At 34.5% G+C, this 14,168-nt stretch carries 10 protein-coding genes; 5 read left to right on the top strand and 5 right to left on the bottom strand.

Annotated elements, in window-relative coordinates:
• Nucleotides 1–213: 213 nt before the first annotated feature.
• From htpG to FQU21_RS00055, 5 genes are all read left to right on the top strand, one after another.
• A complete protein-coding gene (gene htpG, locus FQU21_RS00075; RefSeq protein WP_147675983.1) occupies nt 214–2,127 on the top strand; it encodes a molecular chaperone HtpG in 1,914 nt (637 codons plus the stop codon).
• Nucleotides 2,128–2,263: 136 nt separating this feature from the next.
• Nucleotides 2,264–2,926, top strand: coding sequence for a DUF4377 domain-containing protein (locus tag FQU21_RS00070; protein WP_147675982.1), 663 nt, complete (start codon nt 2,264–2,266; stop codon nt 2,924–2,926).
• Between the two features lie 54 nt (nt 2,927–2,980).
• A complete protein-coding gene (locus tag FQU21_RS17815; RefSeq protein WP_147675981.1) occupies nt 2,981–3,814 on the top strand; it encodes an FKBP-type peptidyl-prolyl cis-trans isomerase in 834 nt (277 codons plus the stop codon).
• A 194-nt stretch (nt 3,815–4,008) separates the two neighbouring features.
• Nucleotides 4,009–4,503, top strand: a complete 495-nt coding sequence (locus FQU21_RS00060) for an RNA polymerase sigma factor (protein ID WP_147675980.1) — start codon at nt 4,009–4,011, stop codon at nt 4,501–4,503.
• A gap of 4 nt (nt 4,504–4,507) precedes the next feature.
• The gene (locus tag FQU21_RS00055) at nt 4,508–5,143 is read left to right on the top strand and encodes a hypothetical protein (RefSeq protein ID WP_147675979.1); all 636 of its coding nucleotides are present in this window, start codon (nt 4,508–4,510) and stop codon (nt 5,141–5,143) included.
• Between the two features lie 95 nt (nt 5,144–5,238).
• Here FQU21_RS00055 and FQU21_RS00050 read toward each other — a convergent pair whose 3' ends face one another.
• From FQU21_RS00050 to FQU21_RS00030, 5 genes are all read right to left on the bottom strand, one after another.
• Entirely contained in the window at nt 5,239–5,844 is a 606-nt protein-coding gene (locus FQU21_RS00050) for a pseudouridine synthase (protein ID WP_147675978.1), read from the bottom strand.
• A 1,336-nt stretch (nt 5,845–7,180) separates the two neighbouring features.
• Nucleotides 7,181–9,493 (bottom strand): type IA DNA topoisomerase, encoded by a 2,313-nt coding sequence (locus FQU21_RS00045; RefSeq protein ID WP_147675977.1) that lies wholly within the window; start codon nt 9,491–9,493, stop codon nt 7,181–7,183.
• A gap of 360 nt (nt 9,494–9,853) precedes the next feature.
• Nucleotides 9,854–10,936 (bottom strand): alkaline phosphatase family protein, encoded by a 1,083-nt coding sequence (locus FQU21_RS00040; RefSeq protein WP_147675976.1) that lies wholly within the window; start codon nt 10,934–10,936, stop codon nt 9,854–9,856.
• 6 nt (nt 10,937–10,942) lie between these two features.
• Nucleotides 10,943–12,532, bottom strand: a complete 1,590-nt coding sequence (locus FQU21_RS00035) for a fibronectin type III domain-containing protein (RefSeq protein ID WP_147675975.1) — start codon at nt 12,530–12,532, stop codon at nt 10,943–10,945.
• Nucleotides 12,533–12,684: 152 nt separating this feature from the next.
• Nucleotides 12,685–14,166: a SusD/RagB family nutrient-binding outer membrane lipoprotein gene (locus FQU21_RS00030; protein WP_147675974.1), complete on the bottom strand. Its 1,482-nt coding sequence runs from the start codon at nt 14,164–14,166 to the stop codon at nt 12,685–12,687.
• Nucleotides 14,167–14,168 lie beyond the last annotated feature (2 nt).

Here is a 14,168-nt window from a genome sequence, read left to right as displayed (position 1 = left end):
ATCATACAGGCTATTTAACTAGAAAACCTTTGTTTTTCAAACAAATAGGAATTTGGATTAATAGCACTCTGAAATTGTTATATTTCAATATAAAAATGCCACTTTGTCATATTTTTTCAATTGGCATTTTTGTTGACTAACATTTTACAGTAAATAAAAAGTAAAAACAGTTTTCCTTTTAGGAGGAAATGAAAAACTAAAAACAATAATATCATGACAAAAGGAAGTATTAATGTATCGGTAGAGAATATCTTTCCGCTTATTAAAAAATTCTTATATAGCGATCACGAAATATTTTTACGTGAGCTTATTAGTAACGGTACCGATGCCACTTTAAAGCTAAAACATTTAACGAGTATTGGCGAATCTAAAGCTGAATACGGCAATCCACAAATTGAAGTTAAAATTGATAAAGAAGGTAAAAAACTTCATATTATCGATCAAGGTTTAGGAATGACTGCCGAGGAGGTTGAAAAATATATTAATCAAGTGGCTTTTTCTGGAGCTGAAGAGTTTTTAGATAAATATAAAGATTCGGCTAAAGATTCTGGAATTATCGGTCATTTTGGTTTAGGGTTTTACTCTGCTTTTATGGTGGCTGAAAAAGTGGAAATCATCACTAAATCGCATAAAGAAGAGGAACCTGCTGCACATTGGACTTGCGACGGATCGCCTGAGTTTACTTTAGAAGCATCGGACAAAACAGATCGTGGAACTGAAATTATTCTTCATATTGCTGAAGATTCTACAGAATTTTTAGAAGAAAGCCGCATACGAGAGTTACTTACAAAATATAACAAGTTTATGCCAGTGCCAATTAAATTTGGAACTAAAGAAATAAACGATCCAGATTTTACGCCAGCGACCATAAAAGATAAAGATGGTAAAGAAACTACTGAGCCTCACAAAAAAATTACAGTAGACGACATTATTAATAATCCAAATCCGGCTTGGACCAAACAACCGGCCGATTTAAAAGATGAAGATTACAGTAGCTTTTACCGTGAATTGTACCCAATGCAATTCGAAGAGCCGTTATTCAATATTCATTTAAATGTAGATTACCCATTTAACTTAACAGGTATTTTATACTTCCCAAAAATGTCTAACGACATGCAAATACAGAAGGATAAAATACAATTATACCAAAATCAGGTATTTGTAACCGATAACGTAGAAGGCATTGTTCCAGAATTTTTAACCATGTTACGTGGTGTTATCGATTCGCCAGACATCCCGTTAAATGTATCGCGTTCTTACTTACAAGCCGATGGTGCTGTAAAAAAGATTTCATCTTACATTACTAGAAAAGTAGCCGATAAGTTAAAATCACTTTTTAACGCAAACCGCGAAGATTTTGAAGCAAAATGGAACGATATTAAAATCGTTATTGAATACGGTATGCTTTCTGAAGAAAAATTCTTTGAAAAAGCAGATGCCTTTGCATTATATCCAACCGTAGATGGCACACATTACACTTACGAAGAATTATTTAACAAAATTAAAGCCAACCAAACTGATAAAGATGGTAAATTGGTTGTCCTTTATGCTTCTAATAAAGATGAACAACACAGTTATATTGAATCTGCTAAAGCTAAAGGTTACGAAGTTTTATTGTTAGATTCTCCAATAGTTTCACATTTAATTCAGAAACTAGAAAGCAGCAAAGAAAACATTACGTTTGCTCGTGTTGATGGTGACCATATTAGTAATTTAATTAAGAAAGACGAAACCACGATTTCTAAATTAGATGAAGAACAAACTAAAACCCTAGATGCTTTATTAAAAGAAGTGATTCCTCAAGAAAAATTCACAGTTCAGTTAGAATCTATGGATAGCGACGAGGTACCATTCACCATTACGCAACCAGAATTTATGCGTAGAATGAAAGAAATGCAAGCTACAGGTGGTGGCGGTATGCAAATGTTTGGCAACATGCCAGAAACATACAATTTAGTTGTAAATACAAACTCGGTTTTAGTTAGCGATATTTTAGCAACCGAAGTAAAGGAAACTCAAGAACGTTTAATTACTCAAAGTTTAGATTTAGCACGCCTTTCTCAAGGTTTATTAAAAGGTGAAGAGTTAACAAACTTTATTAAACGTAGCTACGAAATGATAAAATAAGCAAAGCGCAATGCCCTCGAAGGAGGGAATCTCATAAATTAATTCTAAACCACTTTGTAAAAACAGAGTGGTTTTGTTTTATTTTATAAAAACAATACCTTTAGCGGTATAAATATTTTAATACAAACCTTAAGCAATGCTCCATATAAAGTCACTTTTAATTATTATTTTATTCACTTTAGTACTTACCTCTTGCAAAACAACAACAATGTGGGTAAATAGTACAAAAAAGGATTGCAATGTTGGCACAAAAAACACGACTTGCTTACAGGTATATTACGGAAAAAACTTAGACCAAGCCACTTGGGAAAATTTAACAACACCCATTGATAGATTTAAATTTGAAACAGGGTATTTTCAACACATAGAAGTTTCTAAAACAAAACTTAAAAACACGCCTACAGATGCCAATTCGATTTCTTATAAATTAATAAATATTTTAGAAAAAAAACAAGATCCTAAAGTAGCACTACATGATATTTGGGCTGTAACTCATATCAATGCAAACCCTATAGACACTAAAATTAACATACCTACTTTAGAAATCAATCTAACAAAAATGATGATCTTTGGAACAGATGGTTGTAACAGTTATTCGGGAAAAATAATTGCATTAAACTCAAAAAACATAACATTTGGACCTGTAATCTCAACAAAAAAAATGTGCTTTGATGTTAATATAGATCGTCCTTTCAATCTATCTATACTTCAAGCCACAACCTATAAAAAAGAAAAACAGAATCTTTATATTTATAACCCAGATGGCACCGAGGTATTACGTTTTAAAAAGGTTGATTAATAATCTTTTTTATCAAATATAATTCACCCTATATTTACAAAAAAAAACAGAAAAATGAAAAACACTCTATTAATAGCACTTACCTTACTAGTAATTACCTCATGCAGTAAAACAGAAGAATTTATTGATTATTCGGAAGAAAACGACGCAGAAATTCAAACCTATTTATCCGACAATAATTTAGATGCTGAAAAAAGTAATTCTGGTCTATACTACATTATAGACGAGCAAGGCACAGGAGAAGCCCCAATTTTATACGACCGTGTTCTAGTAGATTATAAAGGCTATTTAACCGATGGTACCGTATTTGATGAATCTACCGATGACTATTTTGATACTTACCTAGAAGGCTTAATGTATGGATGGTTAGAAGGCATTCCGTACTTTAACGAAGGTGGTAGCGGTAAACTTATAGTTCCTGCACATTTAGGATATGGAAGTTCGACCAATGGTATTATACCAGCTGGCTCGGTGTTAATTTTCGACATAGAATTAATTTATGTAAACTACAAAACCGAAAACGACCAAGACATTTTAGAATATATTGAAGACAATAATTTAACCGCCGAAAAAACTGGTAGCGGATTATATTATATTATTGATGAAGAAGGTACAGGAGCCCAACCCACAGAAAGCGATAATGTTACCGTAGCCTATAAAGGGTACTACACTGACGGAACTGTATTCGATGAAAGCGATGATTCAGGCGTTTCATTTAACCTACAACAAGTTATTGCCGGTTGGACAGAAGGCATCCCTTATTTTAAAGAAGGCGGAAGCGGTAAACTTTTAGTACCGGCTCATTTAGCTTACGGAAATTATTATTATAACGGTATTCAGGCAGGATCTGTTTTAATTTTCGATGTCAATCTTATTTCAGTAAACTAAAACATTCAGTTAAAACACATAAATTAACGGCTGCTTAAATAAAAATTAAGCAGCCGTTTTTACATTAATTCCCTATATTTAAAATCAAAAAAAACAGGCAACCACAACCAATAACAGCATCCGTTTAAAAAAATTAAAAATTTCTGTAACAATTTTAAATTACAAACTACTTATAGAGTAACTAACCCACAACTTTGAATAAAGAACTAGAACATAGTTTTGTAGAATTGCTAGAAAAGCATCAGAATATTGCGCACAAAATTTGCCGTTTGTACACCAATAATTATGATGCCCACAACGATTTATTTCAGGAAATAACCATCCAGTTATGGAAAGCCTATCCTAAATTTCGTGGCGATTCTAAATTCAGTACCTGGATGTACCGAGTCGCTTTAAACACAGCGATTACCTTATACCGAAAATCGAAACGCACCATAAACACCCAAGATTATGAAGGCGTAGCTTTTAAAATAAAAGCAGAAGATTACGACGACACCAAAGACCAACAATTAAAAATACTGTACAAAGCTGTACACCAATTAAACGACATTGAAAAAGCACTCGTTTTCTTGTATTTAGAAGACAAAGATTACAGAGAAATAAGTACCACATTAGGAATAAGTGAAGTGAATGCACGTGTGAAAATGAATAGAATAAAAACAAAACTTAAAACCATACTAAATCCGTAACGCTATGGATGAATTAGATATCTTAAAAAAGGATTGGAACGCCACCAAACCCAATCATAAAAAACTAACGGTAAATGATATTTACCCCATGTTGCATAAAAAATCGTCTTCCATCGTAAAGACCCTTTTTTACATTAGCATCGCCGAACTTGCGTTTTGGATTATCATAAACATGATTCCGTTTTTTTGCACCCCAGAATACAAAGCAAAACTAGACGCCATTTACACAAACGACACGGTATTTGTAGCCTTCACTATTTTTAGTTACATCATCATCGGGATCTTTATTTACTTGCTCTACAAATCGTACCAATCCATTTCGGTTACCGATAGCACAAAAAAACTTATGGAAAGCATTATAAAAACACGTAAAATAGTAAAATATTACGTGCTCTATAATCTCGTTATGGCGGGCACATCCATCATGGTTGGTTTTTACTATGCCTTGCACAACAATCCAAAAATATCGCACCAACTCGCCACGGCAGGAAACACAAAAATGCTAGTCATTATCGCATTTCTACTCCTAATTACCTGTATATTTATTGGCGTTATTTGGTTATTTTACAAGCTTATTTACGGGCTATTATTAAAACAATTAAACCGAAATTATAAAGAAATTAAAAAGCTAGAAATTTAATTTTTTTGGGCGTTACCCAAGGGTCGGGCTTTACGCTACAAATCCTCGCAAGTCCAATTATCATTGGTCTTGCTGTGGGTTTTCCACTGCAATCCCTAACGCAGGGCAAATGTGCTATGTTCAATAACATCACCAATTTGCATATCATTTAAACCAAGGTTTCCTACCCTAACACGCACCAATCGCAACGTCGGAAAACCAACCGCCGAAGTCATTTTACGTACCTGTCTAAATTTACCCTCGTTTAAAGTAATAGACACCCAAGATGTTGGTCCATGCCGATCATCTCTAATTTTTTGCTGTGCTTTTGGAACCTCAGGGAGCGACTCTAATTTAAAAGCTTTACACGGTTTTGTTTGGTACTTTTTACCATCAAAACCAATTTCTACACCCGCTTTTAATTGCGCAACAGCTTCCTCTGTAATATCGCCATCCACTTGTGCGTAGTATTCCTTTTCCACCTTTTGGCTGTTTACAAAATCGCTCATTTTACCATCGGTAGTTAATAATAACAATCCTTCCGATTTTTCATCCAAACGACCAATGGCCATAATACCTTCCGGGAAATTGCCCAATTCGCCTAAAAACCGTTTACGCTTTTGCTGTGTAGAATTACTGTAAAACTGACTTAAAAACCCATAAGGTTTGTAAATCGCGTAGTGTTTATGTTCAATGGTATTCTCGGTATTATTATCGGTCATTCTCTAATTCTTTTTGGGAATTCTACGGACTGTTCAATTTGTATGTTTCGCTTTAAAAATAAAATAAGTAGATTTTCTCTATTAATAAAACCTACTGTTATGGGATGTCTCCTAAAGTCGACATGACAAACGTATTCCTTTTATTTCTTTAAATACTTCTATTCTGTTTTTACAAAACCTTTATTCATCATAATGCAGCAAACTAAAACTACAAACCGATGTCATATCGACCAAAAGAGATATCACCTAACAGGTGCTTTTAATAGCTTTATGTGATGTCTCCTAACGTCGACATGACAAACGTATTCCTTTTATTTCTTTAAATACTTCTATTCTGTTTATACAAAACCATCATTCAGCATAACACAGCAAACTAAAACCGCAAACTGCTGTCATATCGACGAAAGGAGATATCACACAACAAGCGTTTTTAATAGCTTTATGGGATGTCTCCTAGCGTCGACATGACAAATGCATACTTTTTATTTCTTTAAATACTTCTATTTCGCTTGTACAAAACCATCATTCATCATAATCCAGCAAACTAAAACTGCAAACTGATGTCATATCGACCAAAGGAGATATTACATAACATGGGCTTTTAATAGCTTTATGTGATGTCTCCTAGCGTCGACATGACAAACTTATACTATTTATTTCTTTAAATATTCTATTCTGTTTGTACAAAACCATCATTAAGCATAACACAACAAACTAAAACTGCAAACTGATGTCATATCGACCAAAGGAGATATCACATAACATGGGCTTTTAATAGCTTTATGTGATGTCTCCTAGCGTCGACATGACAAACGCATTCCTTTTATTTCTTTAAATATTCTATTCCGTTTATACAAAACTATCATTCATCATAACGCAACGAACTAAAACCGCAAACTACTGTCATATCGACGAAGGGAGATATCACATAACAAGTACTTTTAATAGCTTTATGGGATGTCTCCTAGCGTCGACACGACAAATGCATACTTTTTATTTCTTTAAATACTTCTATTTCGCTTGTACAAAACCTTTATTCATCATAATGCAACAAACTAAAACTGCAAACTGATGTCATATCGACCAAAGGAGATATCACATAACATGGGCTTTTAATAGCTTTATGTGATGTCTCCTAGCGTCGACATGACAAACGCATTCCTATTATTTCTTTAAATACTTCTATTCTGTTTGTACAAAACTTTTATTCATCATAATGCAACGAACTAAAACTGCAAACTGATGTCATATCGACCAAAGGAGATATCACATAACATGGGCTTTTAATAGCTTTATGTGATGTCTCCTTTCGTCGACATGACAAAAAAGAAACAAGCTACACTTCGCCTTTCAAAATTTTATAAACCAATTCTTTTGTTGGCTTCTGTCCGTTAATTTTAGATTTTACTGTATCGAAAGTCATTTTAAAATCACAACCCGATTTATAAGCGCTACAGCCATAAGCCGTTTTTCCTTTTATCACGGTGCCTTTATGACATTTTGGGCAAGTCAACGTATCAGAACCAGAAGTATCTGCTGGTTTTTCTGTTTTTGCCACCTGTACTTTCGGTTCCAACTTCAACTTAAAATCATCATCAAAACGCAATAGACCTTCAACTGTTCCGCTATCCGTTTTAAAACCTTTTAAATTCACCGTAGAACCTTTTTGTAGCAATCGAATAAACTGTTTTTCAGAGATTTTTTTATCCAAAAAACTAAATGGCATTACAAAATTACAACCGTCTTTATAAGCACTACAACCATAAGCAGTCTTCCCTTTTAAAAGCTGTCCTTTTTTACATTTCGGACAAACCTCAGCCAAAATACCAGCTTGCTTTTTTACGGTTGCTTTAGCTGCTCGGGTTTTCACCACATTAGCCTGAGAAATATTCGCACGTTTAGTTTCGCTTCGCACTTCGTAAACTAAAGCATCTACCATGCGCTTCATATTTTTTATAAAAGCGCCAGCACTAAAGGTTCCTTTTTCAATATCCTTTAATTGCTTCTCCCAAGACCCCGTGAGTTCAGCAGATTTCAGCAAATCATTTTGTATGGTATCAATTAACTGAATCCCGGTAACGGTTGGTAACACCTGTTTTTTATTACGCTTTATATATTTTCGTTTAAAAAGCGTTTCAATAATATTGGCTCGTGTCGATGGACGCCCGATACCATTTTCTTTCATTAAATCTCGTAACTCTTCATCGTCCACCTGCTTCCCTGCCGTTTCCATAGCCCGTAACAACGTTGCCTCTGTAAACTGCTTTGGCGGCTTGGTTTCTTTTTCTAAAAACGAGGGTTCATGCGGCCCTTTTTCACCTTTTACAAAAGTGGGTAAAATTCCCGATTCCTTTTCTTTGGCATTCGGATTTTCAAAAACCACACGCCAGCCCTTTTCTAAAATTTCTTTTCCCGTGGTTTTAAAAACAACTTTGGCCGCGTTACCCAAAACAGTGGTATTCGAAACCGTACAATCGTCATAAAACACCGCAATAAACCGTTTTACGATAATATCGTAAACCTGCTGTTGGTTGTACTGTAAATTAATTTGAATTCCGGTTGGAATAATAGCGTGGTGATCGGTGACTTTTTTATCGTTAAAAACGCGGGTCGATTTTTTTATTTTCTTCCCTAAAAGCGGTTGCGTTAACGTAGCATAATTGGTTAATTTACCAAGTATACCGGGTACTTTTGGATAGACATCATTCGGTAAAAATGTGGTATCTACTCTGGGATAGGTCACTACTTTTTGTTCATATAACTTCTGAACAATTTTCAAGGTTTCATCGGCTGAAAAACCAAACTTGGTATTACAATATACCTGTAAACCTGTTAAATCAAAAAGTTTTGGAGCGTATTCCTTCCCTTTCTTTTTGGTGGTCGATAGAATCTCGAAATCACTTTCTTTTACTTTATTCGCTAAAGCTTCCCCATCTTCTTTTTTAAGAAAACGCCCTTCTTCATAACTAAAAAGCGTTTCACGATACAAGGTTTGCAATTCCCAATACGGTTGCGGCTTAAAGTTTTCAATATCCTTAAAACGCCCCACAACCATAGCTAATGTTGGGGTTTGCACCCGCCCTACCGATAGCACTTGTTTATAACCACCATGTTTTACGGTATATAATCTGGTGGCATTCATGCCCAAAAGCCAATCGCCAATGGCTCTAGAAAATCCGGCATAATATAAATTATCGTAATCTTCAGCAGGTTTTAAATTCTGAAATCCTTCTTTTATCGCCTCGGTGGTTAAGGATGAAATCCATAAACGCTGTACTTTGCCTTTATATTCAGCTTCATTCATCACCCAACGCTGAATAAGTTCTCCTTCTTGCCCGGCATCCCCACAATTTATAACCAATTCGGCTTTATCAAATAAACTTTTCACAATCCTAAATTGCTTCTGTATACCGTCATTCGCAACCACTTTGGTTTCAAATTTCTCGGGAAGCATGGGTAAATTATTCAAATCCCAACTTTTCCAGTAAGGTTTATAATCGTTGGGTTCTTTAAGCGTGCACAAGTGTCCAAAGGTGTAAGTTACCGCGTAACCATTGCCTTCATAATAGCCATCGCGTTTGGTATTCGCTCCTAATACGGTAGCAATTTCGCGGGCAACACTTGGTTTTTCGGCTATACAGACTTTCACTTGTTTCAGTTTAAAATAGAAGGTGCAAAATAGGAATTTTGATGGGTTTTTAAAGCCCATTTCTTCAGGAGTTATTAACGAATTTAAAAGCTTGTAAATAACTTATTTTCTATTTCAATAGTACTCTATTTTAAACTATGGAACTTATATTTTTAATACAATACAGCCTCTTTTCTAATATAAAGAGGTTGTATAAAAAATCTATGATGTGTTATTTGTCTGGTTGAACTTGGCGAAAAGGATACACATTATTATCAATTCGTTTGCGTTGCTTCGACAAGCTCAGCATGACATCCGGCTGCTCAATGGCCTTTCGGATTAATTTAAATATTGTCTTTTATTTATTTTAAAACTAGCCTTTTAAAGTTTCAATGCCTTCCCCATTTTAGAATCCGAAATTTCTAAACCAATAATATTAGCAATAGTTGCAGCAATTTGATTGGTATAAAACTGTTCGTTTTCACCTTCGCCAGTTCCTTTAATAGTTGGTCCTAAAAGAGCGATCCAAGTTTGGTCTGCGCCTTTAACTTCATCACCGTGGCTAGTCCATATCGATTCTTTTTCAACCCCTGTACCTCTACCGTGATCTGTAGTAATAATAAAATACGTATTGTCTTTATAGAATGCATCATTTTGAACATAATCCCACAACTCTTTAATTAAAGCATCGGTATTATGTAATGATTTTACATAAAAATCAAACATACCTTCGTGAGCAAAATCATCCGTTTCTCCATAAGCAATATAAGCCAATTTCGGTTTATTTTTCTTAATATACTCTTTAGCAAAATGATGTGTAAAAACGTCCAATCTGACACCTTCCCATATAATTGGGGCTTGACGTTGGATGTCATTTAAAAACTTTTCTGTGTTATTTAAATCGCATGTAGCATCCATATATCCAGCATTTACCGGAATACCACTGCGTTTATCGTTTATGATGTATGGAAACACATCCCAACTACAAAAAGCGGCAACTTTGTTTTTATAGGCATCAAAATGGTTTGCTTTTTCAAGAATGCTTATATTTTTATTGTAAAGTTTCTTGTTACTATTCACGTGTTCATCATCGGCCGCTCCTGTTAAAATCTCATTATATCCCGGGTATGAAAACGCCATAGTATTGGTGAGATTCACGTTACTCCCAAGATTTTTGTTACCATGTAATTGTCCTTTTTCAGCAATGGTATTCCAGAAAAAAGGCATTAATAGCGTTCTGTTTTCTTCAATAGAATTTCCAACAAATTTCTCTTTTAAAAACGTTTTACTTTTGGTGTAATCGCTGTTCAATAAAACGGTGTCTATACCGGTAAAGACATCTTGCCATCTTACCCCATCTAAGGTGATTAAAAATATATTCGGTTTATTATCGGACTGTGCTTTTATCCCGTAAGAAATAAACAGTACAGCTGTAAGAATTAAAAACTTAAAGCCTTTTTTCATGATTTTTTATTTTTCAGTTTTAAATGATGCCGTTTGAGACCAATCGCTCCAATTTAAATTTTGATCTCTGTAACGCACTCTCCAAAAATAGGTTGTATTTGGTTTTAAACGCCTTGTTTTTTCATCGGTTAAATCATCATCTTTTTGTCGGTTTTCTAAATAATACCAGTTTTCAAATTGTTTCCAGCTATCCATCACTAATGTATCAAAATTTTCATTTTCAGAAACTTGCCAATTCGAAGCCGCATGAAACGCACTTTTATAATCACTATTAAAATCGCCTGCTTTTAATAGCGCTCCCGTTATTGGTACAACTTCATTATTAGGAGACATTACCATTGGAGTTATTGGTTTTCTTTCCTTTTTATAAACCACTAAAGTATCGGTAACTTCATTGTTTTTAAAATGCTCTTCATTCCCTCTACTTATTCGTTTAATAGTAAATTTCGGGTTCTCTTTATTCGCGTCTACTTCAAGTACAACAAAACCGTATTCGTCTTGGGTTACGGTAAATTCGTCGTAATCTCGACCTTCAAATTCGCCCCAATTATCAATAGCACCACCAGCCGAAGCCACGTTTATCCATAGGTGTTTATGCTCTTTAGATTGTCCTCTAGAATAACCATGGGTATGTCCAAAAAAGTGGATACTTGGTTTTCCTGTTTTAGTTGAAAAATCTTCTAAAGCCTTCACTATTTTTCCGCTAAAATCGGTTTCTCCTGGAATCCATAATTCCGATTTATGTGGGTGATGCATTTGTGCAAAGACAAAATCTATATTGTCATTTTTTTCAGTATCCTTCAATACATTCTCAAGCCATTGATATTGTTCATTCAGATTACGATATCCATCGTTGGAATTAAGTCCAATAATACGGGTGTTTCCATAATCTTTATACCACCAATGTTCGGCATAGGCAGGCGTTCCGTTTTCAGGAAGGCTAAAATATTTAAAATAAAATAAGGAATTACGTTCATGATTTCCTAAAACGGGATACACAGGCACTTCTGAAAATATTTTTTCAGCAGGTGTAAAAAAATCATTTTGCCATTGTTCATATTTTCTGCCGTTTTCCACCAAATCTCCAGGAACTAAAACCATTGCCAAATTATTAGGAAGGGTTCCCTCAAACTCCTTTTCTAAATAACTTAAAATACCATCGTTTACAACCTCTAAAAATTTATCAGGATTGTTATGATCTTTTTGCATATCGCTCATCGCAATCAAATTAAACGACTCATTATCCGAAGAAAAAGGAGGTGTTTTAAACTGAAAAATATTGGATACTAATTTTCCTGTACGCACTCGGTAATAGTAATCCGTAAACCGTTTTAATCCTTCAACTTTAACCTCATGCACTCTGCTTTCCGAAAAATTAACATCATAAGAAATTCCTTTTGATTTTTCACCTAATTTAGATGTTAAACCCCATTCTACAATACTTTCTTCACCCTGAGACGTTTCCCATTTTATTATAATAGAATTAGGCTCCGCATCTTGTAAAAAAGGTTTTACTAAAAATGTTGGAGTTCCAACTTGAGCAAAACTCATAATCGGAATTAAAATTAAACCGAAAAGTATTTTATTTATTTTCATTTGTCTATTTTTTGTTTCGTTGGTATAAATTTATATGAACCTATCTGAAATCAAAGACTATGGAGCGTAAATCCCCATAGTCTTAATTACTTTTTTTTATGATTAAAAAGTGCCTCGCTGTAGCGGAAATATTCCACTAACTTAAGCTAACTCTATTTTAACCACCAAGGTATTTCACGAATTTTATCATTTCCGGTTCCAAACTGGCTTTCGATAGCGGCCTCTACATGTTCTGAATTATTGTTATATTCCGACGTTGGATATATCCATCGTGTTGGAGGTGTTACCCCTGCTGTTTGTGCAAAAGCTGGAAATCCCGTTCTTAAATGATCGAAATAAGACCGCCATCCGGTTTGTAAAAAGGAGGTGAAATATTTCTGAGTTAAAATAAGCTCTAATTTTTCATTGGTAGAAAGTGCATTGTTAAATGTAACTTCCGACCCCATAAGGTAAGTATCGGCAGCTGATGCATCTACATAAGATTCATAATTTTTAGCATAAGTATTGTAAAAACTAAAAGACGATTTTACACCGTTTTCATAATGAGTTTTAGCATCGCTCGTTATCCACCCACGCACAGAAGCTTCTGCTAAAACAAATTCTAATTCCCAATATCCCATTAAGTTATGAGGTTCTGTTGTTGGATCTGTAGTATATCTATCGTTAACTTTAGAAACATCACCAGCAGCGGCTTTATCATTTACTTCTGCGTAAGGCGCCAAAGGATCGCCACCTTCATACGAGGAAAAATCATCGATGGCTAAGCCTGCTTCTTTTCCGTTTTTAGTTTGTCCGCAATAAATAAATAATCTTGGGTCTTCACTATTTTTCAGCATATCTATAAATGTCGACGCCATATACATTCCTGAACTATACCCACTCGAGTTAAATTCTGTATAACGGCTTCCTTCTTCATCCAAAAAGACTAACTGTCCATTATCTGCATTTGATTCCATTAATGGGGCGTTATTATAAATACTCGCAAATTCATTTTTAATATTTAAATCTGTATCGCTTTCCTTTTTAGAAAGCGTCATAAGTATCTTTAACCTAAACGAATTAATCAATTTTTGCCATTTAACAGTGTTTCCACCATAAATAATATCACCATCAATGATATTGGTATTAGCTTGTAATAAATCGTTAGCCTTAGACAATTCATTTAATATACCAACAAACACGTCTTTTTGGGTATCGTATAATGGTAAATAATTTTCTTCTGTTTCCCCTTTAAGCGCTTCGCTATAAGGAATATCTCCAAAAGTAAGTGTGAGATTATAAAAATAATATGCTCTAAAAAACTTAGCCAAAGCTACGTATTCAGCGCTTCCTATGCGCTCACCTTCCTGCATCATTTTGGTGACTTCTCCCAACATGTTGTAATCGTCAAAACTACCACGACTCCAATTATAATATTGACCGGTATTTTCACCATCGGTTTGCACTAAAATTCGAGACGCATATAAGGTTCCTGTTCCATCTACACTAAACGCATTACTTGCGATATTAGTTAACAATAATTGCGGATGAGTTTCACTCACATTATTGGGGTTGTCGTTTAAATCTGTAAGGTCTTGACAACCTGTAAAAGCCATCAATACGGTTATACTAAATAAAATTACTATTTTTCTCATTT

Origin of the sequence: Algibacter pacificus (assembly GCF_008033385.1) — a bacterium.
GTDB lineage: Bacteria > Bacteroidota > Bacteroidia > Flavobacteriales > Flavobacteriaceae > Algibacter > Algibacter pacificus.
This window is presented reverse-complemented; position numbering and strand designations above follow the sequence as displayed.